This window comes from Micromonospora sp. WMMD714, assembly GCF_029581315.1.
Lineage (GTDB): Bacteria > Actinomycetota > Actinomycetes > Mycobacteriales > Micromonosporaceae > Micromonospora > Micromonospora rifamycinica.
The window spans coordinates 2,176,144-2,199,423 of the sequence record NZ_CP120744.1 but is presented as its reverse complement, the minus strand read 5'-3'; the positions used below and the strand labels follow the sequence as shown (position 1 = coordinate 2,199,423).

Sequence of the window (23,280 nt, the reverse complement as noted above, 5' to 3'; positions counted from 1 at the left end):
TCGTGGCACAGGTCGACATCCGGTGGGGTATTCCGGGGGTGGCGGAGCAGGCGCAGGTGCTGCCCGACTCCACCCCCGCGGTGGTCGGGGCGTTGGAGGCCGCCGGGCTGACCGTCGAGGTGCCGCCGTACACGGTCGACGACCTGGGCCGCAGCAAGGACCCGACGACCGCACTGGTGCTGCCGGTCCTGGTCAGCACCAGCACGGTCGTCACCGGCATTCTCGTCGACGTGCTGGTGGACCTGGTCAGGAAGCGGTTCGCCGAGCCGGCCGCCCCCTCGGCGAAGGCCCGGATCACCGTCATCCTGCCCACCGACGACGGCGGCAGCCGGGAACACCGGCTGGACGGCACGGTCGACGACGTCCTCGCCGATCTCGACAAGCTGCGTTGACCGCCCCGGCAGCCGCGACGACGGCCGCGCTGCTGGTCGGGATCGCCGCCTACCCGGACGAGCCACTGCTCAACCCGGTCGTCGACGTGGGGCTGATGACGGCCGCCGTCACCGCCATCGACCCGGCGGCCAGCATCACCCCGCTGGTCGACGAGCAGGTCACGCTGGCCCGGTTGCAGCTCGCCATCCGGCAGCTCCGCGACCATCCGGCCCCGTTCAAGATCTTCTACTTCAGTGGGCACGGCCGCACCGCCGACGACCGGATCAACGTGCTCGCCACCGTCGACGGGGAACCCGGCAACGAGGGGCTGCCGATCCAGAACTTCCCCGACATCATCCGCCAGCCCCGCTACGACCGGGACGAGCGGTGGCTCATCCTGCTCGACTGCTGCCACCCCGTACCTCTCGACCGCCGGGCCACCGGGATGGACGCCCGGGCGGCGGTGCAGATGTTCGGCGACGTGGTGCAGCGCCGGGCCGTCATCGCCGCCTGTGACCCGCTCGCCGAGGCCGCCGACGTCGGCCGGTCCGGCAGCCCGTTCACCCGGGCCGTGGTGGCCGGGCTCGCCGCCCGGGACACCCGTGGCCAGACCACGGCGAACAGCCTGTTCGACGCCGTCTGCGCCGACCTGGCGGCCCGGCACCTGCCCACCCCGCTGATGTCCACCGACCATCTCGGGCCGTTCGTCATCGTCGACGGTGGCCAGCCGCCCACGGTCATCCCGCCGGTCGAGGGGGCCGCCCGGGAGGAGATCGTGGCCGAGGCGCAACGCTGGGCCGACGAGGCGTGGGAGCTGATCAGCCCGTCGTCGGCCGAGTGGGACCGCACCGGCTGGCAGCGGATGCAGGGCACCCTCGTCCAGACCACCGACTGGTTCCGCCGGCAGGAGGCCTCCCAACCGGACCTGCTCCGCGACGAACGCTTCCAGCGCGCCCGGCTGATGGTCCGGTCCCGGTTCACCGACCTCGCCGCGGTGCGCCCCGGCATCCGTACCGCCCGCGGCACCATCGGCCGGGAGCTGGGCCGGGGCGGGTTCGGCGTGGTGTGGGAGCTGATCAGCCCCGGGTCACGCGGGCCGGACCTGGCCTGGAAGGCGTACCACTCGGACCGGCTCGACGAGTCCGAGCGGCTGGCCCGGTTCGCCCGGGGGTTCCGGGCGATGGCCCGGCTGAAGCACCGCAACATCGTGGCCGTCCAGCAGTACCTGGAGGTGCCGCCGGCGATCGTGATGGAGCTGGTCACCGGGGGTGACCTGACCAACTACTGGGTCGACGACGCGCGCGACCGGCTACGGCTGCTCGCCGACGTGGCGTCCGCCCTGGAACACGCGCACGAGCGGGAGACCACCCACCGGGACATCAAGCCCTCGAACGTGCTGCTCCGGCCGACGCCGCACGGCCCCGAGCCGGTGCTGACCGACTTCGACCTGGCGTACTTCCCCAAGGCGACCCGGTCGACGAGGCTGATCATCGACGAGAGCGGCTACACCGCGCCGGAGCTGGCCGACAACGACGACCCGCAGTTGCGCAAGGCCACCTCGGCCGACGTCTACGGCCTCGGCCAACTGCTCTACCACGTCTTCACCAGTGCCGACCCGCGCCGGGACGACGCCACCGGCAACCTGCGCCGGCTCCGCAGGGCCATCGCCGGCCAGGAACTCGACCCGGCCCTCGTCGCGGCGGTCACCGGCCTCTACGCCGACGCCACCCAGCCCAAGGCCAGCCGGCGACCCACCGTCACCGAGGTACGCCAGGCGCTGCTCGCCGCGCTCGCCGACACCCCCGGGTCCACCGAGGTCCGGCGCAACGACGGGGCGTTCATGCACCAGGTGCTGGAGCACGCCCGACTGAGGTACGTGACCAGCCGGGTCGTTCCCCGGCGGGCCTCCGGCGAGTGGCCGTACCAGTTCGAGGCGGAGAGCCGGACCGGGTTGACCCTGCTCCGGCTGCGGGTGGACGCGCCGAACGGCCAACAGCCGGAGGGCGCGCTCTCCGTCGCCCTGAAGCTGATCGTGCCGGCCAGCCACCAGCACCGCCGGTTCCACGGGCGCTGGCTGCTGGCCTGGGAACGGGTCGGCCGGATGACCACGGTCGACCCGGAGCTGATCGTACTGCACCCCCGCAGCCGGGCCGAGCAGAGCAAACGGATGCCCACGCTGCGCCGGGTCTTCCCCCTCGCCGGTCCCACCGACGCCGAGGCCCGCCGGATCGGCGAGCTGCTGCGCCGGACCATCTCAGCCGGCGAGCGCTGACCGGGCGGGAGCTGACCGACCGGTCGGGAGCTGACCGGTCGGCGGTGGCTCAGCGTCGCCGGGCCGGGATCGACGTCACCTGCGGCCGGTCCGACGTCGTGGGGCGGTGGCGCAACGCCGCCGGCGCGTAGGTCAGCGTTGCCAGGGCGGCGGGACGCGGACCGAGGCCATGCCCGCCGCCGTCGCCGCCGCGACCCCCAGGTCGGTGTCCTCGAAGACCAGGCACTGCTCCGGTGGTACGTCGAGCAGCCGGGCCGCCAGCAGATAGCACTCCGGGTCCGGCTTGGCCCGCGCGTAGTCCTCCGCGCACACCAGCGTGTCGAACCGGTCGAGCAGGCCGAGTGCGGTGAGCGAGGCGGTCACCGACTCGCGGGTGCTGCCGGAGACCACCGCGAACGGCACCCGTCGGTACGCCTGCTCGATGTGCGCCAGCACCCCCGGCACGGCGGTGAGCTGCGGCAGGAAGCTCTGGTAGGCGTCCTCCCGACGGCGGGCCACCAGCTCGACCGGCATGCTCAGCCCGTGCCGCGCGTTGAGGTCGACGACGATGTCGGCCACCGGGCGGCCACCCCAGGCGTAGAAGAGCTCCTCGGGCAGGTCGCAGCCCCACTCGTCGAGCGCCGTCCGCCAGGCCAGGTGGTGCACCGGCATGGAGTCGACGATGGTGCCGTCGCAGTCGAAGAGGTAGGCCCGGAAGTCACCGGGCGGCAGGGGCAGCAGCACCGGCCCAGGATAGCCAGGCCGGTGGGCGTCCCGGCGTGGGCGAGGTGGGGTGTCAGCGCCGCAGGAGGTCGTCGATCTCGTCGTCGAACAGCAGGCCGGGGTCGAAGCCCATCCCGGCGAAGTGGCCGGCGAGCTCCAGCGACAGGACGCCGTGTACCCGGGTCCAGAAGGCCAGGGCCTGACGGAGTGTCGCGGCCGGCAGCGTCGGGTCGGCGGCCCAGCCGCGGTGCGCGTCGAGGTGGGTCTCGAACCGTAGCCCCGACGGCGGGACGTCGCGCCGGCGGTACCCGTCGAGCACCGTCGCCATGATCTCGCCGGAGATGGCGGTGGTGTCCTCGGGGGCGTGGTAGCCGGGCACGGGTGTGCCGTAGATCAGCAGGTAGCGCTGGGGCTCGTCGAGTGCCCAGGCCCGCACGGCGCGGGCCAGCCCGGCGATGTCCGCTCCGGCGTCGGCGGCGGCCCGCAGCGCGTCGGCGAGGCTGCGGTAGGCGTCGCGGATCAGCGTGGTGATCAGCTCGTCCCGGCTGGCGAAGTAGCGGTAGAGGGCCGGGCCGCTCATGCCGAGCTGCTCGGCGATCGCCTTGAGGGACAGCGCCGCCACCCCGTTCGTGGCGAGTTGCTCCCACGCCCGTTGCTTGATCTCCGCCCGTACCTGGGCGCGGTACCGCTCCCGTGGACCGGTCGTCTCGGTGCCCATCCACCCCTCCACCGTCACTGTTGTTACAGGCTATCACGATCGCTATTGACGGCAGCGCGATGACAGTTATAGCCTCTAACCAGAGCGACACCAGATAGCCAGGACGAAGGAGATACGCCATGTCATCGACCACGCACCCGGTGATCAGCTGCGACGGGCAGGGGGTCGACCCGGCCGCCCGCATCCGCTACCGCTCCGAGACGCTGATCCACGCGCCGCTGCACACCGTCTGGCACCTCCAGACCGACGTCGAGCGCTGGCCCTCCTGGCAGGCACCGGTCACCGGCATCGAGCGCCTCGACGCCGGCGAACTGCGCGCCGGGTCGGCCTTCCGCTGGACCACCCCGGTCCCGGAAACCCCCATCACCCCGGCCACCACGCTGGTCATCACCTCGACCGTCACGCACCTGACGCCGTACCGGTGCATCCGGTGGGCCGGTCCGGCGATCGGCGACGGACTGCGCATCGACAACGGCGTGCACGTCTGGACCTTCACCGAGGTCGCCGACGGGGTGCTGGTCCGCACCGAGGAGACCTGGACCGGCGACCAGGTGGAGGCCGACGCCGCGACCTCCACCGCCTACCTCGGATACGGGCTGGAGGCGTGGCTCACCGACCTCAAAACCGCCGCCGAGAAGGCCGCGACCGACCCCGGCGGGGACGCGCCGACCAGCGGGGACTGAGCAGCTCCGGCCGGACGGCGGCCGTGGCGCCGTCGGTGAACTCCACGTCGTACGCGGGCTCGGGCTTCTCGTACACCTCGATGATCGTGCCCTCGGCCCCCGCGGGCAGCCCTTCCTCAGGAAGATCACCGTTGAGCCGCACCACGTCGAACAGCTTCACGGCGGCTCCTCACCTACCCGTCGGCAGGATCGAAACGATGGTCAGGCGTGGTTGGTCGCTGCCGGGCTCGACGATCCATCCGGTCCGCACCGCCATGGTGCCGGCCGGCCCGGTCACCGGCACGTCGACGCTCCAGCGCTGACCGTGCTCGTCGCTCTTGCCGGCGACCGGTGTGCCGTTCCTGACGCCGGCCCTGATCTGCGCCTCGATCTGGTCGGCGTCCCCGGCCGTCAACCCGGTGGCCGAGTTGATCACCCGGAACGTGTGCCGCCCGTCCGGATGCCCGGCGTTCATCACGTACTCGGAGATCTTGCGCTTGTCGATCTCCACGTTCTCGAACCGGGGCTTCTCGTCGGCGTCCGCCTCTTCACGCGGCGGTTCGTACCGCTTGCCGAGTGCGTCGGCGTACTGGCGGGCGACGAGCTGGCGCATGGCCGCGTGCTCGTCGACCTGCGGCCCCGGACCACCCGCACCGGCCGTCGGGGCGGGCACCTCACGGGTCGGGCGGGGGCGCTCCGCCGCAGGGGAGCCGATCTCACGAGCGTCCTCGACCACGGCAACCGCCCCCATCCACACCCGGCAGGGAACCCATCATCCCGCACGGACGCTCCCCGTGCGGGGTGCCCCGGCGGCGGCCAGACCCCGCCGCCGAGGTTCCGGCGCGACGGTACGGCTAGCTCTCGGGTAGGTGGCGGGCGCGGTGCATTGCGACGACAGCCGCCATGATCGGCCGTGGATCGCCGTAGTCACCGGACATGAACGGGTCCGGCTGCACACTCACACCGGGCACCGCGCCGGACATGTCCACCGTGCAGAGCACCGTCGACGGCTCCACGGTGCCGTCGAACACGACCTCGTAGGTGTCGTCCGCGACGGCGGTCAGTTGCCTCATCCGCGATGGACTCACCGGAACACCCCTCCCGCTACGTATTTCTCGACCCAGGCACCGTCGACATCGTACGAGCTGCCATCGAAGGGATCGCGTACGGTGAACGATCCGTTCTCGCCCGGTTCCAACAGGACCATGTGCGCGCGACCGCGCGGCGCCTGCACCTGCGCCGCCATCGGACCCTCCGACGCCCGGCGCAGGGTGTCGTCGCCGTCCGCGAAGTAGTGACCGGTCCAGGTGCCGTCGCCGTCGCGGTTGTTCAGCTCGTTACGCAGCGCGGTCAGGTTGGACCAGTCGCCGAGCTTCGTCCGCAGCTCCGACTGGGTGATCCGCCCGTCGGTGAGCATCTCCCCGGACGCCGACACGCACGATCCGCCGGTCTCCTGCTGGACCGCGCCACCCTCCCGGTGGTTGGTGCCGGCGTCGTACCACGGCCCCGAGCTGTCACCGACCCTGGTGAGATCAGCGGCCTCCACCGGCGGTCGCGCCCGCCCCTCGTCGGCCTCCGGCCGGTCAGGCTCCGGATCGGGTCGGTCTGGCTCCGCGCCGGGCCGGGCCGGCTCCGGCCGGTCAGGTACCGGGTCGGGTTCCGATCGGTCAGGCTCCGGATCGGAACGGTCGGGTTCCAACCGGTCGGGCTCCGGGTCGGACCGTGGTCCGTCGGCGTCGGGTCCATCCGTGTCCCCCACGGCCTCGGCCCGCTCGGCGGCGGCAGCCTCCCGGACGACGGCATGTTCTCCGGACTGCTCCCCGGCGGGGGTATCCGCATCCCGCTCCGCGGGGGTGGCCTTCGGCGATTCCCGCACCCCCTGCGGTTCATCCGGGCGCTCGCCACCCTGTAGCCCAGCCGGCCCGCGCCCGTCCTGCGGCTCCGCCGGACGCTGCACACCCTGCGGTTCATCCGGGCCCTGTCCACCCTGCGGCTCGTCCGGCCCGCGCCCGTCCTGCGGCTCGTCCGGGCGCTGCCCGGCGTCGGTGTCGCGGGGCCGCTGCGCCGGCTCCTCCGGTGTGGACCGTGGCCCGTCCGGCTCGCGCCCGTCCGTCGCCGCCGCGTGCTCGGACCGGGCGGCGTCGCGGGTGTCCTGCTGGGCCGAGAGCTGCGACTCGGTCGGTCGACCCGGATCCCGGGCCTCCACGCGCTCCGGCTGTACGGTCGGCTTCGGCACCTCCCGTGGCTTCGCCGGCGGCTCCGGCGGCCTCGTCTCCTGGACGCTCTCCACCATCAGCGCACCAGCTCCCCGCGCCCCGTCCCGGGCTCCCCGGGCCGCGTCTCAGGCATGGGACGCCACCAGGTAGCGCTCGGGCCAGTGGCACCTGACGAAGTTCTCGGCCAGCACCGATGTGATCCGCTCGGCCCAGGCCTCCGCCTCGAACACCCCGCCCACCGCCCGTTCCAACGTCCCGGGCGTCCGCGTCCCCAGCGCCACGGTCCGCCGTACCGCCGGATCCGCGATGTCGTCGTCGAGCCACCGGCGTACCGTCGCCGCCTGCGCGCCGACCGTCTCGCCGGGGATCTCCCGGCCGTAGACCGCGGCCCACGAGGTGGACAGGGGATGGCGTGGGGCCGACGGGTCCGCCGTCGACGCCGCGTGCAGGATGTCGGCGAGGCGGGACCACCGGTAGGGGCGGGCCAGGAACGCCAACTCCTCGTCCGCGCAGACGAACACCCCGTCCAGGTAGCCGACCATCGCGTCGAGCACGTGCCGGGCGACCGACGCCGGGTCCGCCCGCGTCGACAGCACCGGCGAGCGCGCCGCCACCGCCTCGTCCACCGCGTGCGACATCGCGCACTCCCGCAGCCGGGGTGGCAGGTCGAGGAGCTGCCGGATCCGGGGTGCCCGCAGGGCCGGCGTGGGCCAGCCGGTCAGGTGGCCGAGCACCCCGAGTTCGGCCCACACCACCAGCCAGGGCTCGTCCTCCAGGTGGTGCTGTGCCGTCCGCATGTCGCGCAGCGTGCACGCCGCGCCCAGGCAGGACGCCCCGCACGTCCCGCTCCGGCGGCCGATGACCGCGGTGACCGGGGCGGTCGGCGTCCGGCCACCCCGTTCCCGGGAGGTGCCGTCGGGCATGCGTACCAGGACGGGTTGGTCCATCCCGTCGGCGAACACGGCCGCGGTGCCCGGCGGGAGAGTGACCAGGAACTGGGACTGGCGGTCGGTGAGGTTGACGGTGGCGCCGACCGCCTCGCGGTCGTCGGCGGCCGGCAGCCGGTGCATGATCTTGATGGCGGTGTTCTTCACGACGTCCGGCACCAGCTTGCCGGGGATCTGCTCGGCGATGACCAGCCCTTCGCCGTACGCCCGGATCTCGGCCAGCAGCGCCGCGAACAGCTCCACCGCGTGCGCCGCCGGTCCCGGCTGCTCGGTGCGCCGCAGCAACCGGTGCGCCTCCTCGAACACGCTGAGATGGCGCAACCCCTGCCCGGCCAGCGACGGATCCCGGCGGTGCAGCACCCGCAGGTGTTCGGTGAGCTGGATCAGCAGGCCACCCATGAGGAACGCCTTGTCCCGGTCGTCGCCGACGTCCTCGATCTCGAAGACCACGTTGTGCCGCATCAGGCCGGCGAGGTCCAGCGGATGGCCGCCCTCGAAGAACCGGCCGGTGGTGCCGAGGCGCAGGCTGGAGAGCCGGACCCTGATGAAGCCCCGGACGTTGTCGGTGATCTCCTTGCCGTACCCGATCTGGTCGACCACGACCTCCGCCGTGCGTTGCAGGTCGCCCAGCGTCGGATAGCGCGGATGGTGACCGGGCACCCGGGCCTCGCCGAGCGCCAGATCCCAGCCCAGCTCCTCGTAGCAGCGGGTCAACGCGGCGCTGAGGACCTGCGGGAACGGCTCGTCGGCCGCGAACGCGGCGAGGAACAGCGCCCGGGTCAGATCCAGGTGGGTCTGCAACGGGAAGCCCTCGGCCGGGCGCAACGGGTTGAAGCCGGCCGGGGGTGTCTCGGTGTCGCCGGGACGGACGACGATCACCCGCGGCCCGCCGATCCGGTCGGCCATCTGCCGGTACTCCGCCTTGGCCGGCTCCACCACCAGCCACGGCAACCCGTGGGCGGTGGCACCCTCCAGCAGGTGCCGCACGGTCTGCGACTTGCCGGCGCCGGTCGCCCCGCAGACGAAGACGTGCCGGTTCAGGCTGCCGCGCGGGAGTTCCAGGGCACCGACCGGTGTTCCGGTACGGTCCAGGACCGCACCGACGGACACCGCGCCCGCGCCCTGACCGGCGGTCTCCGGGGTGACGTCGAACTCGGGGCGCATCGCGAACCGCAGGCCGGGCACCTCCTCGACCGGTGCCACCGCCAGCGAGGCGAGCAGCGGGGAGCCGGCCAGCACCGGGGAGTCGGGCACGTCGTCCAGGGCGAGGATTTTGTCCAGGTCGCCGGTGACCCCGGTGGGTGCCAGCGCGTACGGCTGGCGGCCCAGGTCAGCGGAGGCGCAGAGCAGCCCGGCCACCGCGCCGGCCGCTGCCGGCGAGTCGCCGCCGGCCAGCAGGTGGACCCGCCACATGCCGGTGGACCGGCCCTGTTGCAGCTCCCGGTGCCGGCGTTGCAGCCGGGCCGCGGCGATCGCCTGCTCCGGCGACTGCGCCTTGGACTGCGCCTGCCGCTCCTCCAGCGCGACCTGCCGGGCGACGGTGCCGACCTCGGCCGGCGGGACCGGTGCGGCCAGCACGAACCAGGTGAACCCGGGATGCCAGACGTGCAGCAGGCACTCGTCCAGCGTGGGCCGGACGTCCTCGTCGCGCAGCGTCGGGTCGTCAGTCAGGAGACCGTCACTCAGCCCGGCCACCCGGGTCCAGCACGGCACCGCGCGGAGCCTCCCGAGCAGATCCGGGCCGGTGTACGGGCGGCCGAGCGCACCCGATGGCAGGGACAGCGGGGTCAGCCCGCGCGGGTCCGGCCCACCGCTGATCCCGCCGGCCGCGAACACCTCGACCGGCTCGGCGGCGGCGGCCCGGTGCCAGCCGAGCAGCAGAGCCGTGCCGGCGTGGTAGGCCGAGACGATGCCGGCCAGCCGTTGCCGCCGGGAGACGTCCGTTCCCGCGTCGTCGCGGGCGGACGGTGGCCGGCGCGGCAGCTCGACGACCCGGCTGACCGCGAGCCGCGCGAGCAGCGGACCGGCACCGGTCACCGGGGCCCACCCCACGGTCCCTGGTACGGCTGCTGCCGGTACTCCGGCTGGGGCTGGTGGGTGGGCGCGGCCCCCCAACCCGGCAGCACCGACCCGGCGACCTGCTGCGGGGTGGTCTCCGCGGCCGCCAGCGGTTGCGGCTGCGACACGGTGACCTGGCTGGGCTGCCGGCTGGCCGGGACGACCGCCTCGGTGGGGTCCGGCAACGGCTGCAGATCGACCGGCGTCATCGACACCCGGGGGAGGGTGACGATCGCCGGGTCGACCTCGACGGCCTGCACGACCGAACCCCGGCCCTCGGCCTTGACCAGGAGCATCGCGTACTCGGGCAGATCCTGGAGCACCCGCGGCTCGACGGTGTACTCGTACACCCGCTGGGCCGCCTGTGCGTCGCTCCAGTTCGTCCCCTGGGCGAGCGACTCGGTCTGGCTCCAGTTCCGGGTCTTGTTCCAGTTGCTGCCGCGCTGGCTACTGACCGTCATGAAGCTGCGGCTGGTGCCGGAGCTGCCGCCCTGCGACTCCGACTCGCCGTACGTGTCGGCGAGCGTGTGCGTGTCGTTGCCCCCCAGGGTGCGGGTGAGCTGGCTGAGCACGAAGCGGTGCCCCTTGCCGATGAAGTCCGCGGCCTGGGCGGCCTCCTGGTGGTTGCCGAGCCGCATCAGCGCGACCTCACCGCCGCCGATGGTGTGCAGCGACTCCTCCCGCAGGTGGCCGAAGAACAGCACCAGCCGGATGCCCCGCCGCTCGCACAGGGTGCTGAGCTTCTCGATCGCCCGGTGGTGCACCTCGTCCGCCCCGATGATCACCAGGGAGCCCAGCGGGGCGGCATCCCGCAGCACCCGCCGCGCCAACCACTGCACGAGCAGGTCCTTGAGCAGCTCGCTCTGGGCGTTACGGCCGTCGCTGTCGGCGACCAGGCAGGTCAGCTCGGCGCTGGAGAGGTCACCCGCCTCGGCGCCCATCGCCTCCAGCGGGTGCAGGAAGGCCTCGATCCGCCGCAGGTGCTGGTACATCTGCCGGCGGCTGTCGTCCGGTTGCAGGTCGAGCAGGCGCTCGCTCTCCTCCGGCGTGAGCGCGGCCTGCACCGGCCGGTCGGTGAGCACCCGCAGGGCGGCCAGCAGCCGGGCCATGCTGAGATTCGGGGCCAGCACGTCGCAGACCTCGCGCAGCAGCATCGAGTCCTGCGACCGCTCGGCCCGGCTGGGGCCCTGCGCGTCGCCGTACATCGCCTCGACCAGGCAGTCGACCAGCTCGTTCGGGGCCAGCCCGCCGACCAGGTCGAGCTGGGCGAGCTGGGACGGCAGCCGGCACTCCTGCACGGAGCGGTCGGTCGAGACGCCGAGCCGCACGAGTTCACCGCAGAGCGCCTCGCCGGTGAAGTCGACCAGGGTCATCGGGCCGCGGGTGGCGAGCAACGATCCGCCGAAGACGGTCAGGACCGCCTCCCAGCCGTACGTCGTGCCGCCGATGATGTCGACCCGTCGGGTGCTCGCCGCCGGGGTGGCGGCGGACCACTCGTACAGGGTGTCGACCTTCGCCTTCTCCTGCTGGTCGTGCCATTGCCGCCGGGCGTCCCACGCGGCGTAGGCCTGGTGGTACTCGTGCTGGGCCTGCTGCCGGGCGTTGTCGATCGCCTTGCGGGCCATCGAGGGCGCCAGACCGGCCAGCACGGCACCGCCGACACCGGCGACGAACGCGAGGAAGGCCAGGAGGGTGAAGACCAGGCTGCCGCCGTCGTTGCTGCCGCCGCTCATGCTCGTGAGGCCGCCACAGCAGAAGAACAGCACGGCCAGGCCGATGCCCACGCCGAGCGACCAGAGCACCCCCCTGGTCGTCCACTGCTGGGCCCGCGCCAGGCGCTCGTGCAGGTGGGTCGACACCTGGCGGGGCTGCGGTGGAGGTTCCGGATAGCGACGCAGGTAGAGGTGACGATCGTTGAAGATCCAACCCAGACGTTCGCCGGGGGTGGCGAGCTTCGGCAGCGGGTCGGAATATGAAGCAACTTCGGTCATCGTTACGACTTCTGCTTTCCGAGGCGGGTAATACTGGCCAGGCGAGCAGTCAACCAACAACCGAACGAATTGAAAAGGGCACACATAGCAACGTCGTGTTTTTGTCGGCGACCAACGACGATCCCCGGCTGAACGTCGACCAGAGTCGACCGGACAGCCCCGGCGGCCTCCACTGTGTCTGCCGGGTGGCCGACCATCGTGCCCGGCATGGCTTCAGCCGCCCGGTGGGAGGATGGGACACATGGAGCGGCGTCAGCTCGTGATCGTGGTCCTGGTAGCGCTGGCCGTACTGCTGGTGCTCGCCGTGCTGGCGCTGGTGGTCAACGCGGTGAGCAGCCTATGGTCGGCGACCCGTTCCCTGACCCGGAGAGAGCGGGAGCCGGAGCCGGAGCTGCACCTGCCCGCCCGGCGCTGCCTGCCCTGCCGGGGCACCGGCTGGCTGAACCGTGAGCCGGAACGGACCCACACCTTCACCGGGGACGGCTTCGAGGACCGGCGGACCCCGGCCCGCATCTGCCCGGACTGCGGCGGGACCGGTACGAATCCACAGGGACGAGCCGGTGGGCCACCGGGAAACAGATCGCCGCGATAGCACCCTGACCGCCCACCGGAAGTACGCGGTGGCAGGCCGTTCTTTTCCTGCCCCCCGTCGGTGACCGGAAAGCCCGCACCGAATGGTCGGCCCACGTCGGGCCGACGGGCGGTCAGGAGGTGCAGAACGGTGCCGGCCGGGTGAGGCCCAGCTCCGCACAGTCCCATTCGGCGCCCTGTCCGTAGTACCGCCACCCCGTGTCGGTCGCGTAGTGGAACAGGTAGCGGACGTTGCCGCCGGCCGGGCGCGTGACGTCGGCTGCCGCCCAGGTCTGCGCGCACTGCACCCCGGTGGCCGTGAAGGACCAGTCTCTCGGCAGTTCGACCAGGGCACCGAGGGTGTCGATCGACGGGCAGTCCGGGTTCCCCGGCCCGGCGCCGCCGGGGGTGGCCGCTGGTGTCCCCGACAGGTCGGACCGGTGGCCGACGGCGAGGGCGACCACACCGCCGAGGGCGGACACCACCGCCACGGCCGCGACGCCGGTGGCGACGGCCGCCCGCCGTTGCGAGCGCCGCGAGCGGTGCAGCGCCCCCTCGTACAGGTCGGCGCTGCCGCCGTGCTCGCTCAGCTCGGCCATCGCCTGACGGAGCGGTCCGAGGCTGTCGGTCATCAGGCCTCCTCCATCACGGTCGACAGCAGCTCGGGTGCCAGCTGCCGCAGGCGGGCCAGCGCCTTGCTGGTCTGACTCTTGACCGTGCCGACCGAGCACTGCAACAGCTGCGCGGCCTCGGCCTCGCTGCGGTCCTCGAAGAAGCGGATCACCAGCACCGCGCGCTGCCGCTGGGTGAGCTGGGCGAGCGCCTGGTGCAGGGCGAGCTTGAGATCGGTCCGGTGGGCGTGGTCGCTGCCGGGCTGCGCCACGTCGGCCAGCTCCCCGGGCAGGGACTCGGCCACCCTGCGACGCCGCCACCAGCTCACCTGCTGGTGGTACATCGCGGTCCGGGTGTACGCCTCGAAGTGCCCCGGGTCGGCCAGCCGTCGCCGGCCCCGGTGGGTCTTGGCCAGCGCGTCCTGCACCAGGTCCTCGGCGAGGTGACGGTCGCCGGTCAGCAGGAAGGCCGTCCGGAGCAACGCCGGCGAGCGGGTCCGGACGAACTCCCGGAACTGATCGTCGATCGAGTCCGCCATGCCCCGCTCGTGTCCCTTCGCGCCGCACCGACCGTCAGGGCGCGGCGGCGTGGACACGACCGGCTGACTGTGGTGCACACCGTAGCCGGCGTGCACCACAGCCCGCGGCCGAGGGCACCGTGCTCAGTCGGAGATGCAGAACGGCGCCGGCTCGGTGAGGCCCAGGTCCTTGCAGTCGTATCCGCTGCCCTCGCCGTAGTACTTCCAGCCGGTGCCGGCCGTGTGGTGGAACAGGTAGATGCCGTCTCCGGTCTTCGGGCCCTGCGGGTCGGCCCCCGCCCAGTCCTTCACGCAGTCGACCCTGCCGAAGGTCATGCCCTTCGGCAGCTCGACCAGCTTCTCCAGGGTCGCCCCCGAGGGGCAGGCGGCACTCTTGACGTCACCCGCCGCCTTGCTGGTCGCCGAGGACGTGGCACTCGGGGTGCGGTCCGCCGGGGCGGTCGGGGCAGCCGTCGTCGGGCCGGCGCTGGACGCCACCGGGGAAGCCGAGGCCGGAGCAGCCGTGGTCGGAGCGGAACTGGGCTGCTCCGTGGCGCCACAGGCGGCGAGTGCACACAGGACGGTGACAGCGGGCAGCAGCAGCAGACGACGTGCGGGCATTTCGGTCCCCTATGGATCGTGGCGATCGTTGCTTACACCCGGGTACATGCGATCCATCGCCCGCGGGTTGCCGCCCGGCAGAACTTTTTCCGAGTTTCCGAGGTGGGCCGTCGGCGGCCGGGACCGTTCGGTGCGTCCGGTCGGACCGTGTCGACGGTGGTGCCGGCGGTCGGTGGGTGATGCCCGGCTCTCGGTGGCATGACCCACGCCGGGTCGGTGGCGGCGGTGGGGCCGACGGTGCCGGCCGACGCTCCGGTTCGTGGCCCAGGTGCGAACGGACATCCGGTTGTCGCCCGAACACCGACCGTCACAGAATTTCTGCGACCCGGGGCACCACCGAAATGGCGAGTTTTCCACACCCCGCTTTCTGACGGGAACTGTAACCACCCTTCCCCGCACACTCGGCGCATCGAGCACCCGCGCGTGGGTGCGGGTCCTCGTAGGGAGTGACCGGGCCATGACGACCAAGATGTGGAGCAGGACGAATCAGCCGGCCGGGCGTAATCCCCTCACCTGGTTCTTCCTCTGGTGTTCCGGTGTCGACCGGAACCTGATCGACACCCGGGTGGAACGGTTCCGCTATGTCGGCGTCGGTGTCTTCATCGTGCTGATCGCCAGTGTCGCCGGGGTCATGTTCACCCTCTTCGGCACCGTCATCAATGGTGGCTTCACCCCCCTGCTGCTGCCGTTCGCGGCCGGCTGGGCGCTGCTGGTCTTCTGGGCGGACCGCTCGATCGTGGCCGAGCCCCGCTACGGCGACCTCGACCCGGACCGTCCGGGCACCTGGCGGAAGAGGCTGGGTCCACACCTTTTCCAGTACCTCTTCCGGGTGGCCATCGCGGTCGGCAGCGCACTGCTGGTGACCGAGGCGGCGCTGCTGCTGATGTTCCAGCCGGAGATCCGGCGGGAGATGGACGCGGCCCGGATCGAGCAGGTGGCCGCGGTGCAGGCCGTCGACCGGCATGGTGAGACCCGGCAGATCGCCGAACTCCGGTCCAAGATCGAGGCGAACGACAAGCAGGTGGCCGCCGCGGAGGAGCAGGTCGCCACCGCTGCCGACAAGATGTCCGGGGAGATCGGGGGCGCCACCGGCACCCGCCGTCCGGGGTACGGCCCGATCGCGGCGGCGCGGAAGCGGGAGCTCGAACAGTTACGGAAGAGCGCGAACGCCACCCGGACCAGGGTGGACAAGGAGAACAAGGCGCTCAAGGAAAAGATCGACACCTTGGAGAACGGCCGGCAGAGCCGGATCAGCGCCAGTGTCGAGGCGATCGAGCAGGACCGTGGCTGGATCACCCAGGAAAAGGCGCTGCAACGCTTCCTGAAAGCAAACAGGGACAGCTGGATGGTGCAGTGGATTCCCTGGGTGCTGCGGGTGACCTTCCTCGCGATCGACCTGTTGCCGGTTTCCCTGAAACTGTTCGCTCGCCCCACCCTCTACGACCGGCGGTTGCGGGCGCAGGCGTCGGTGGTGGCGTACCGGACCGCCCAGAAACGACAGGTCGAGCGGGACGCGGTCGACCAGGCCATGGATCTCGAACGGATCCGGGCCAACACCCGCTACGACCTGACCCGCGAGGAGGAGAGCTTCCGCAAGTCGAGCCGGCTGGGCTACCTCAGAGACGACCGCTGGTGAACCCATTCCGAGGAGGTCCGATGTCAGAGAGCACGCAGGCGCTGATCGAGCGCTACCAGCGCTGGGCGGAACGGGTCCGCGCGGACGCGCAGGCCGCGACCGTGCCGGGCGAGCTGATCGAGACACAGAGGGAGCTGATCGGGTACGCCTTCGAGCTGGAGAACGCCGCTCGGGCACCGATCACGGTCGGCGTGGTGGGCGAGTTCAGCACCGGCAAGTCGCTGCTGCTCGGTGCCCTGCTGGGCAATCCGGAACTCCTTCCGGCGGCGTCGAACGCGACCACCGGCAACGTGACCGCCCTGCGGCTGAGCGCCGGTCCGCCGGGCTCGGCGGTGGCGGTGACCGGCGCGTCGGTCAGCCTGCTCTCCGGTACCCAGATCGAGGCCAGCGCCGGCTTCATCCTCGCGAAGATCGCCTCCGTGGTCGCGGAGACCCGACTGCCGGTCGACGTCGCACCGCTGCGTGACTACAACCCGGTACGCGACGGCTGGCACGTCTTCGAGCAGTGGTGCCGCCGCTTCATCTGGCCGGACGTGGAGAACCCGGAGCTGCACGAGGCGGCGGTGCTCGGTATCCGTGACTCGGCCTGGGAGTTGCTGCGCATCCGCAACGCCCTGGACCGGGCCGGTGCCCTGGTCGATCCGGTCAACCCGGGCGTCTCCCGGCCGGTGAGCCTCGGCGAGTACGCCGCCGCGTTGGCCATCGACGATCTCCGGACCCTGCCGACCCGGTTCCCGGTCCGCCCGCCGACGGTGCCGCTGGCGGCCGGCAGCGAGCTGACCTCCGGCGTACTGCGGGAGCTGTTTCCCCTGGTCGGCCGGGTGAACCTACAGATCTCCGTGCCGGCCGGGCAGTGGCCGGTGCACGAGCTGGCCGGGCTGTGGGAGGTGGAGTTCCTCGACTTTCCCGGGCTGAACGCCCGGGGCGCCGCCCGGGACGACTTCCTCTCCGCCAGCATGCTGCGCCCGGTGCACACCATCCTGATCGTGGTGCGGGCGGAACGGCCGGACACCGAGGTGCCGACCAGGTTCCTCGCCCTGCTCGCCGGGCACGGACGCGGCCGGGACGAGTTGGCTGACGCGGCGATCGTGGTCAACAACATGTTCGACCTGCTGCCAGCACCGGCCGCGCCGGCCGGGCCGACCACCGTGGCACAGTTGGCGGCGGGGCACGTCGGGCTGCGGGCGGTGCTGGACACCGGGCGGGACCTGACCGGAGGCCATCCGGATCGGGTGGCGATGACCAGTCTGCTCTACGCGATCGACGTACACCGGATGCCGTTGCGGCCCGGCGGGGCGTTGGCCGCGACGCTCAGCACGCACCGCCCGGTGGTCGGAAGCCGGATGTCGGGCTGGCGGGCGGCGGCCGACGCGGTCACCCCCCGGGAGCCGGCGGAGCCGCTGAACGACGCGCTGGTCGCGGTCGGCGAGGACGGCGGGGTACGCGCCCTCCGGGCGATGATCAGCAAGCACGTGTCGGAGCACGGGGTACGACTCAAGCTGGAGGCGCTGCGCCGGCACACCGACGCGCTGCACCACCTCACCACCCGGTTGGCCTGGCACGACCACGACGGGGCCCGGGCCACCGCCGACGCGGTGGTGGCCGACCTGCTCCAGCTCAGCAAGGACCTCGGCGAGGCGGAACGGACGATCAAAAACCGGGTGGGCTGGTTGCGGCCCGGTACCGGCGATCCGACCTGGCAGCGGCACCTGGACGAGGCGCTGGAGGAGCTGCGGGTCGAGGTGGCAGCCATCGTCTACCGCTGGTCCGGTTGGGACGAGACGTTCGCGGCGGCGCGCACCGGTCGGGTCGTCCCGCCGGTGCGGTCGGCCCGCCCACGGCCACCCGCCGCACCCGGCGGCGGGCGGGTGCACACCGAGCGGCGCCCGCACACCGACCACGACCGTCCGCAGCCCGGCCCGTCCGGCAGCCCGTTACTACTCGGCACCGAGGAGCTGCACACGCCGTTCGGTGACTTCGTCCGGGACGCCTCCCGGGTCGCCGGGCGGCTCTTCGGCCGGCTCGCCGACCGCTGGGTACGGGAGGTTTCCGAACGGCTGGAGGTGATCTGGGCGCAGAGCCCCGATCCGCTGGCCGAGCCGGGCCGGTCGGCGGCACTGGCCGCGCTCGACCCGGACGGTGGCGCCAACCGTCGGAGCTGGCTGGACAGCCTGGCCCACCTGCGCTGGGTGACCGAGCTGACCGGGCGGCAGCGGGAGGTGCTGGCCGACCCGCCCGAGCTGGAGTGGCCCGCGGCGCGGCAGCTGTTTCCCCTGTTGCCGGCGCAGCGGATGCCGTGGGCACCGGCGGCGGCCACCGACCCGTCCGGCCGGCCCACGTCACCTCCCGACGCCTTCGGCAACGACCAGGGCGGTGACGTGATCCGGCTGATGCGGATGCGTCAGGAGGTCACCGACGGGGTGCTCCAGCTCGCCCGGCAACGCCTGTCACACGAGTTGACGCAGCTCGCCGACGCGATCGAGACGGAGATCTTCGAGGTGCACCAGGAGATCCCCCGGACCGCCACCATCGACCGGCTCAACACCGACCGCGCCGAGGGTACGACGCCCGGCGGTAGCCGCCGCAGCAGCGGTTCCACCTGGCACCAACTGCTACAGGACTGGCCGGACGAGCTGCGGCCGTCGAACCGGAGGGACGAGAGATGAGCGTCGAGCTGCTGTTCGAGCCGGCGGCCGAGGGCCGTACCGAGCAGACCGAGGGCGGCTACCGGATCTATCCGCAGGACGAGCAGTACCACCTGCCCCGGGTACTGATCCGGGCCGTCGACGGGCCGGTCGAGGTGTGGGACGTCGTCCTGGCCGAGGTCGGTCCGGCCTCCGGGGCGCTGGGCCAGTACCTGCGCCGTACCTACCCGGCCAGCGCGTGGCAACCGGTGCGGGTGGTCGAGGCCCAGGAGGTCACCGCTGCGGTGCCGGTGGCGGAGGACCTGTGGATCGTCGGCTCCCGCCGGCCGCTGGAGACGGTCCGGTTGACCTGGCGGGTCACCGCCGGCGGTGACCAGGTGACCGACCGGGAGTTTCCGCTGGTGCTGGAGTTCGCCACGGCCGGGGACCGGCCGGCGGGGGACGCCCCCGGCGTCGCCCGGCAGCGGGAGGGGCTGGTGGCGCGGACGCCGCTGCGGCGGACGACGACCGGGGCGAAGACGGCCAAGATGTTCGCCATCGACTTCGGCACCTCCAGCTCGACGATCACCATGGTGCGCGACGAGGAGCAGCAGCGGACCACGCATCTGCCGGAGGATCAGGACCGTCGGCTGTGCCGGGAGCTGGCCGGCCTGTTGGAGCTGCCCGGCCCGGACGACCCGGCCGCCCGCGACGAGTGGCGTGGCCTGGTCGCCGACTGTGTCAGTCAGGTGGGGCAGCAGGTCGGGCAGCTGCCCCCGTTCGACCACGACCCGGTCGACTCGGTGCGGCAACTGGTCGGGCACCTGCGCGCCGACATCCAGGGCACGGAGCAGGCCAGGGCACAGCTGCGGGACCTGACGTTGATCGGCCTACGGCCCGGCCTCAGCACCAACGCCGAGCTCCGTCGCTGGCTCGCCGGGGAGCTGCACCGCCGGGTGGACGAAGCGCTGTTCACCCCGGCGCTCACCGGGCTGGCCCAGGTGCCGCTGCAGGACCTCGGCGACAGGTACGCGGTCAGCAGCACCGCGTACGTGCTGCGACCGGGCGCGGTGACCCTGCACCAGCCGGCGTCGGACGACACCACGCTGGTCAGCGTGCTGCCGGGGCTGAAGCGGACCCTTGGGCAGCCCCGGCCGCTCGCCGCCGACCTGCTGGGGCTGGACTGGGATCCCGCGCCCCGGGAGCCGGCGACCAGCGAGTTCCTGCTGCTACACGTCTACCACTGGCTGATCGACCGGGCGCTACGGTTCGCCGCGGGACGGCACCAGGATCAGCTCCCCGACGCCGCCCACGTGCTGGTGACCTATCCGACCACGACTCCGCCGACCCAGCGGGAGCGGCTGGCCAGGCTGCTCCAACGCGACCTGGAGGTGCCGAAGCCCGACCTCACCTACGACGAGGGCGTCGCCGCAGCCATGTACTTCGTCCTGCGTGAGCTGCGCGGCAGCGTGCAGGAGGGGTTGGAGCGGTTCCGCAGCCGCAGCCGGCCGATCGACGGACACCACCACCCGACCTGGCGCCGGGTGGTGCTGGTGCTCGACATCGGCGGCGGCACCACCGACATCGCGCTGCTCGCCCTGGACCTGGAGGACCAGACCCCGGAGGCGGTGACCGATCCGCGGGCCGGCCGGTCGTACGTGCTCACCCCGCAGGTGCTCGGCTCGACCGGGCACCCCCAGCTCGGCGGGGACCTGCTCACCCTGCGGGTCTACTACTGGGTCAAGGCGTTGCTGGTGGACGCGCTGGTCGAGGCGCTGCCGGCCGACCAGCGCCGGAACCGGGAGGGCAGCTGGCCGGGCGCCAGCCGGGCACCGGACGGCAGCTACCGCCCGCTGGCCCCGTACGTGCTGGCCAACCAGACCCTCGATCCGGTGCCGGAGGCGGTCGCGGTGGCGTTGCGCGCGTTGCTCCCGACCGATCTGGAGTCCGGCGGCAGTGCCCCGGCGTTCGAGCGGCTGTGGCACGAGGCCGAGACGGCGAAGATCGCGTTGGGCGCGCTGGCGGCCGACGCGGAGTCGGTGACCGTCCACGACACCCGACTCGACCTGGTGCTCCAGAACACCGGTGGGGCCGGGTCGGCGCTGCCCGCGTCCCGGCTCACCGCGCCCACGCTGCGGCTGTCCGGGCGGGACTTCGCCCGGCTGGCCCGGCCGGTGTTGACCAAGGCGGCGGACCTCGCCGCCGAACTGGTGGTGGTCGGCCTGCGGGAGCGGCCGGACGACTCTCTCGACCAGGTCTTCCTCTCCGGTCGCAGCGCGCAGATGCCCCTGGTCGGCCGGTTGGTCGCCGACGCCCTGGCGCAGGCCCTCAACCAGCGGACGGATGCCGGCGGATGGGACCGTTCGTCGTTGGTGGTGGAGCGGACCAACGCCAAGCAGGCCGCCTCCATCGGTGCCTGCTGGGCGCAGGAGCAGCGGAACCTGCGGGCCACGGGGACCAGGGACGACGCCCTGGTCGGCGCGCTCAACGAGGGCGGCAGCGTGGTCCTGGTCAATGTGGACAACATGTTCCTCTCGCTGCCCTGCCACTTCTTCCTCCGGCAGCCCGACGGGGCGCGGGGGCAGCGGTTGCTCACCGCCGGCACGCCCTGCCGGTACAGCGACCGGCAGGGCAAACTGGCCGCCCGCAGCCGCTGGTACCTGGTGCCGCGCAACCTGCGGGTGCACCGTGACCTGGGCGCCGGCGAGTCGATCGAGTGGGGCGACTTCCGCTACCACCTGATCACCCACGCGCTGCGCCAGACCGGGATCACCCTGCCCGGCGAGCCCCCGGCCGACCTCTACTTCCAGCTCCAGGTCGACCAGGACCTCACCCCGACCCTGTTCCTCTGCCGGGGCGGCTCGCCCGACTTCCTCATGCACGAGAGCGGCGTCGACATCAGCCGGCTGCTGCCGGCGACCGGGGGCGGCCGGGCGGTGGTGATCCACGCGGTGGGGACGCCGGTGGGTCGTACCTCGGCGCGGGTGGCGGGCCGGTCGGTGGCGTTACGCCTGGACGGCCCGGAACCCTGGTTTCCGCACCGGATCCAGACCCTGCACCCGGATGCCGACCCGATCGCCGGCCTGGTCGGCGAGGTGCCGCTGCCCGAGCCGGAGGTCCGGTCGTCCGGCGTCCGGGGTTGGCGGTTCGAGATCAGCGACGGCACCGGCGGTACGGTCCACCGCACCGAGCTGCGCGTTCCGGACGGCCCCTACGACCGGGCAATCCGCTACTTCGCCTCGCTGGACCAGAGCGGCTGCCTGCGCGTGCACCGGGGCTATCCGCGTTATCTGACCACCACCCGCTTCGTCGACATGCTCAGCCACCCGGGCACCGTGTTCCACACCTCGATGACCCGGGGTGAACCGGTGTGGAAGGACAGCTGGGATCCCTTCAACGGGAGGCACTGATGAACGCTGAGCAGCCGAGGGTGGTCTCCGACGACCAGGCTCTGACGGCCCTGTCGACGGTGCTGGCCACCCCGGGGGAACGGGCCGAGCGGGTCCGGGCGGTCGTGGCGCGGTTCGGCGCGGAGCTGCACCAGGTGTTGTGGCCCCGGCCCACCGATCCGGCGCATCCGGACGCCGTGGTCGCCCAGTTGATCGAGTCGGTGCTCGACTGGCTGGCCCACCAGCCGACCCAGGCCCTGGCCGGGGATGCCGGGGTGGCCGGCCGGGCGCAGCCGTCGGAACCGGTCACCCGGTCGCCGGCAGGTGACGACGGCAACGGCGACGGCTCCCGGGAACCGGGGAGCACCGGGGATCCGGAGGGTGGCGGGGAAGCCGCCGACGGTGGAGCCCCCGGCCGGGTCCGCGACGCCGGCCCACCCGCCGGTCAGGACGAGGCGACGGTGGCCGGCGCGGTCCCGGACGGCCCGGCGTACGAGATCGGGCGGTTGTTCGACGAGTTCCGCGCCGATCCGGCGGTGGCGCCCTGGCGGGACGTCCCCGTGCCGACCGACCCGGCTGGCCGGTGGCAGTGGATGTGGCTGACCTGCCTGGCCCTCGCACCGAAGGAGGCGGCCCGGTTGCGCCGCCGGCTGCGGGCGGCGACGGACCCCGACAACCACCCGGCTCCGTCGGCGGACGGCCTGGTCCCGGCCGCACCCCGGTTCGACAGCGCGGCGCTGCCGCTGCCCTGTACGGAGCCGAGCCCCGAGGTCGCCGAGATAGCCGGCGGCGACCGTCAGCTCGGTTGCCTGGTCACCGACGCGCTCACCCTCGCCGACAGCGTGGCCGGGCTGGCGCACAGCCTGAACGTCACGGGCCGCCGGCCCATGCCGAGGCTGGACGAGCCGGGGCAGCGTACGCACTACCGCGCAGCCCTGCTCCGGCAGCTCAGCCAGTACGTCAACCAGGCATCGACCGACCCGGCCGGCAGGCTGCGCTGGCTGGTCAACGTGGACGAGGCGGTCCGCTCGATCTTCCCCTGCCCACCACCGGAGCCGGACAGTTGGTGGCGGACCGAGTTCGCCCGGCGCTGCACGGACCTGGTCCGGGAGCGGTTCGACGCGTACGCCGGAAGGGCGGTGCTCCACGTGCCGGATCACGGCTACCCCGCACTGTGGAACGGCGACGTCGCCACCGAGACGGACATCGAGGTCGTCCCGGGCGGTGTCGATTCCGCCAAGCAGGTGCGGTGGGTGCTACGGGTGGCCCACCAGATCGACGAATTCGACGGGCGGGGCAGGGTGATCTACTCGCGCTGACCGCCCGTACGGATGATGTAACCCCACGTCGTCGGTCAGTAGCCTTCGGGACGC

The 23,280-nt window shown here is 72.7% G+C and carries 18 protein-coding genes; 8 read left to right on the top strand and 10 right to left on the bottom strand.

Annotated features, from left to right (window positions below):
- The first annotated feature begins 2 nt into the window (after positions 1 to 2).
- Positions 3 to 392 (top strand): hypothetical protein, encoded by a 390-nt coding sequence (locus tag O7625_RS09900; RefSeq protein ID WP_282345533.1) that lies wholly within the window; start codon positions 3 to 5, stop codon positions 390 to 392.
- Positions 389 to 2,644: a protein kinase gene (locus tag O7625_RS09895; protein WP_282345532.1), complete on the top strand. Its 2,256-nt coding sequence runs from the start codon at positions 389 to 391 to the stop codon at positions 2,642 to 2,644. The genes O7625_RS09900 and O7625_RS09895 overlap by 4 nt, the downstream gene beginning before the upstream one ends.
- Before the next feature lie 132 nt (positions 2,645 to 2,776).
- On the opposite strand, the gene O7625_RS09890 is transcribed toward O7625_RS09895, so the two are convergent.
- Together O7625_RS09890 and O7625_RS09885 are read right to left on the bottom strand one after the other, a co-directional pair.
- Positions 2,777 to 3,367, bottom strand: coding sequence for an HAD family phosphatase (locus tag O7625_RS09890; protein ID WP_282345531.1), 591 nt, complete (start codon positions 3,365 to 3,367; stop codon positions 2,777 to 2,779).
- A 52-nt stretch (positions 3,368 to 3,419) separates the two neighbouring features.
- Positions 3,420 to 4,064 (bottom strand): TetR/AcrR family transcriptional regulator, encoded by a 645-nt coding sequence (locus tag O7625_RS09885; protein ID WP_282345530.1) that lies wholly within the window; start codon positions 4,062 to 4,064, stop codon positions 3,420 to 3,422.
- 119 nt (positions 4,065 to 4,183) lie between these two features.
- Between O7625_RS09885 and O7625_RS09880 the strand changes: the two genes are divergently transcribed.
- Positions 4,184 to 4,747 (top strand): SRPBCC family protein, encoded by a 564-nt coding sequence (locus O7625_RS09880; RefSeq protein ID WP_282345529.1) that lies wholly within the window; start codon positions 4,184 to 4,186, stop codon positions 4,745 to 4,747.
- 169 nt (positions 4,748 to 4,916) lie between these two features.
- Here O7625_RS09880 and O7625_RS09875 read toward each other — a convergent pair whose 3' ends face one another.
- The 5 genes from O7625_RS09875 to O7625_RS09855 all read right to left on the bottom strand — a co-directional run bounded on the left by O7625_RS09875 (position 4,917) and on the right by O7625_RS09855 (position 11,938).
- The gene (locus tag O7625_RS09875) at positions 4,917 to 5,477 is read right to left on the bottom strand and encodes a DUF6883 domain-containing protein (protein WP_282345528.1); all 561 of its coding nucleotides are present in this window, start codon (positions 5,475 to 5,477) and stop codon (positions 4,917 to 4,919) included.
- A 103-nt stretch (positions 5,478 to 5,580) separates the two neighbouring features.
- Positions 5,581 to 5,799 carry a hypothetical protein gene (locus O7625_RS09870; RefSeq protein WP_282345527.1) on the bottom strand — a complete coding sequence of 73 codons (219 nt, stop codon included), beginning with the start codon at positions 5,797 to 5,799 and terminating at the stop codon, positions 5,581 to 5,583.
- An 11-nt stretch (positions 5,800 to 5,810) separates the two neighbouring features.
- Positions 5,811 to 6,272, bottom strand: a complete 462-nt coding sequence (locus tag O7625_RS09865) for a hypothetical protein (protein ID WP_282345526.1) — start codon at positions 6,270 to 6,272, stop codon at positions 5,811 to 5,813.
- 795 nt (positions 6,273 to 7,067) lie between these two features.
- Complete coding sequence (locus O7625_RS09860) at positions 7,068 to 9,926, bottom strand: ATP-binding protein (RefSeq protein ID WP_282345525.1); 2,859 nt, start codon at positions 9,924 to 9,926, stop codon at positions 7,068 to 7,070.
- Positions 9,923 to 11,938 (bottom strand): hypothetical protein, encoded by a 2,016-nt coding sequence (locus O7625_RS09855; RefSeq protein WP_282345524.1) that lies wholly within the window; start codon positions 11,936 to 11,938, stop codon positions 9,923 to 9,925. The genes O7625_RS09860 and O7625_RS09855 overlap by 4 nt, the downstream gene beginning before the upstream one ends.
- 241 nt (positions 11,939 to 12,179) lie before the next feature.
- Between O7625_RS09855 and O7625_RS09850 the strand changes: the two genes are divergently transcribed.
- Positions 12,180 to 12,530: a hypothetical protein gene (locus O7625_RS09850; RefSeq protein ID WP_067300309.1), complete on the top strand. Its 351-nt coding sequence runs from the start codon at positions 12,180 to 12,182 to the stop codon at positions 12,528 to 12,530.
- A gap of 112 nt (positions 12,531 to 12,642) precedes the next feature.
- Here O7625_RS09850 and O7625_RS09845 read toward each other — a convergent pair whose 3' ends face one another.
- The 3 genes from O7625_RS09845 to O7625_RS09835 form a co-directional block, all read right to left on the bottom strand.
- On the bottom strand, positions 12,643 to 13,140 hold the full coding sequence (locus tag O7625_RS09845; protein ID WP_282345523.1) for a hypothetical protein: 498 nt from the start codon (positions 13,138 to 13,140) through the stop codon (positions 12,643 to 12,645).
- Positions 13,140 to 13,658 (bottom strand): SigE family RNA polymerase sigma factor, encoded by a 519-nt coding sequence (locus O7625_RS09840; protein ID WP_282345522.1) that lies wholly within the window; start codon positions 13,656 to 13,658, stop codon positions 13,140 to 13,142. The genes O7625_RS09845 and O7625_RS09840 overlap by 1 nt, the downstream gene beginning before the upstream one ends.
- A gap of 123 nt (positions 13,659 to 13,781) precedes the next feature.
- Positions 13,782 to 14,258 (bottom strand): hypothetical protein, encoded by a 477-nt coding sequence (locus tag O7625_RS09835; protein ID WP_282345521.1) that lies wholly within the window; start codon positions 14,256 to 14,258, stop codon positions 13,782 to 13,784.
- Between the two features lie 457 nt (positions 14,259 to 14,715).
- Between O7625_RS09835 and O7625_RS09830 the strand changes: the two genes are divergently transcribed.
- From O7625_RS09830 to O7625_RS09815, 4 genes are read left to right on the top strand one after another with little or no spacing between them, the layout of a single operon-like run.
- A complete protein-coding gene (locus O7625_RS09830) occupies positions 14,716 to 15,894 on the top strand; it encodes a DUF4407 domain-containing protein (RefSeq protein ID WP_282345520.1) in 1,179 nt (392 codons plus the stop codon).
- Positions 15,895 to 15,914: 20 nt separating this feature from the next.
- A complete protein-coding gene (locus O7625_RS09825; protein WP_282345519.1) occupies positions 15,915 to 18,560 on the top strand; it encodes a hypothetical protein in 2,646 nt (881 codons plus the stop codon).
- Positions 18,557 to 21,928 carry a hypothetical protein gene (locus O7625_RS09820; protein ID WP_282345518.1) on the top strand — a complete coding sequence of 1,124 codons (3,372 nt, stop codon included), beginning with the start codon at positions 18,557 to 18,559 and terminating at the stop codon, positions 21,926 to 21,928. Before O7625_RS09825 ends, O7625_RS09820 begins: the two co-directional genes overlap by 4 nt.
- On the top strand, positions 21,928 to 23,226 hold the full coding sequence (locus O7625_RS09815; RefSeq protein ID WP_282345517.1) for a hypothetical protein: 1,299 nt from the start codon (positions 21,928 to 21,930) through the stop codon (positions 23,224 to 23,226). Before O7625_RS09820 ends, O7625_RS09815 begins: the two co-directional genes overlap by 1 nt.
- Positions 23,227 to 23,280 lie beyond the last annotated feature (54 nt).

Bases quoted from the DNA above. Each gene is read 5' to 3' on its own strand.
- O7625_RS09825 (WP_282345519.1), top strand. From the start codon at position 15,915: ATGTCAGAGAGCACGCAGGCGCTGATCGAGCGCTACCAGCGCTGGGCG.
- O7625_RS09815 (WP_282345517.1), top strand. From the start codon at position 21,928: ATGAACGCTGAGCAGCCGAGGGTGGTCTCCGACGACCAGGCTCTGACG.
- O7625_RS09870 (WP_282345527.1), bottom strand. From the start codon at position 5,799: ATGAGGCAACTGACCGCCGTCGCGGACGACACCTACGAGGTCGTGTTC.
- O7625_RS09850 (WP_067300309.1), top strand. From the start codon at position 12,180: ATGGAGCGGCGTCAGCTCGTGATCGTGGTCCTGGTAGCGCTGGCCGTA.
- O7625_RS09880 (WP_282345529.1), top strand. From the start codon at position 4,184: ATGTCATCGACCACGCACCCGGTGATCAGCTGCGACGGGCAGGGGGTC.
- O7625_RS09885 (WP_282345530.1), bottom strand. From the start codon at position 4,064: ATGGGCACCGAGACGACCGGTCCACGGGAGCGGTACCGCGCCCAGGTA.
- O7625_RS09830 (WP_282345520.1), top strand. From the start codon at position 14,716: ATGACGACCAAGATGTGGAGCAGGACGAATCAGCCGGCCGGGCGTAAT.
- O7625_RS09875 (WP_282345528.1), bottom strand. From the start codon at position 5,477: ATGGGGGCGGTTGCCGTGGTCGAGGACGCTCGTGAGATCGGCTCCCCT.
- O7625_RS09855 (WP_282345524.1), bottom strand. From the start codon at position 11,938: ATGACCGAAGTTGCTTCATATTCCGACCCGCTGCCGAAGCTCGCCACC.
- O7625_RS09820 (WP_282345518.1), top strand. From the start codon at position 18,557: ATGAGCGTCGAGCTGCTGTTCGAGCCGGCGGCCGAGGGCCGTACCGAG.
- O7625_RS09840 (WP_282345522.1), bottom strand. From the start codon at position 13,658: ATGGCGGACTCGATCGACGATCAGTTCCGGGAGTTCGTCCGGACCCGC.
- O7625_RS09845 (WP_282345523.1), bottom strand. From the start codon at position 13,140: ATGACCGACAGCCTCGGACCGCTCCGTCAGGCGATGGCCGAGCTGAGC.
- O7625_RS09835 (WP_282345521.1), bottom strand. From the start codon at position 14,258: ATGCCCGCACGTCGTCTGCTGCTGCTGCCCGCTGTCACCGTCCTGTGT.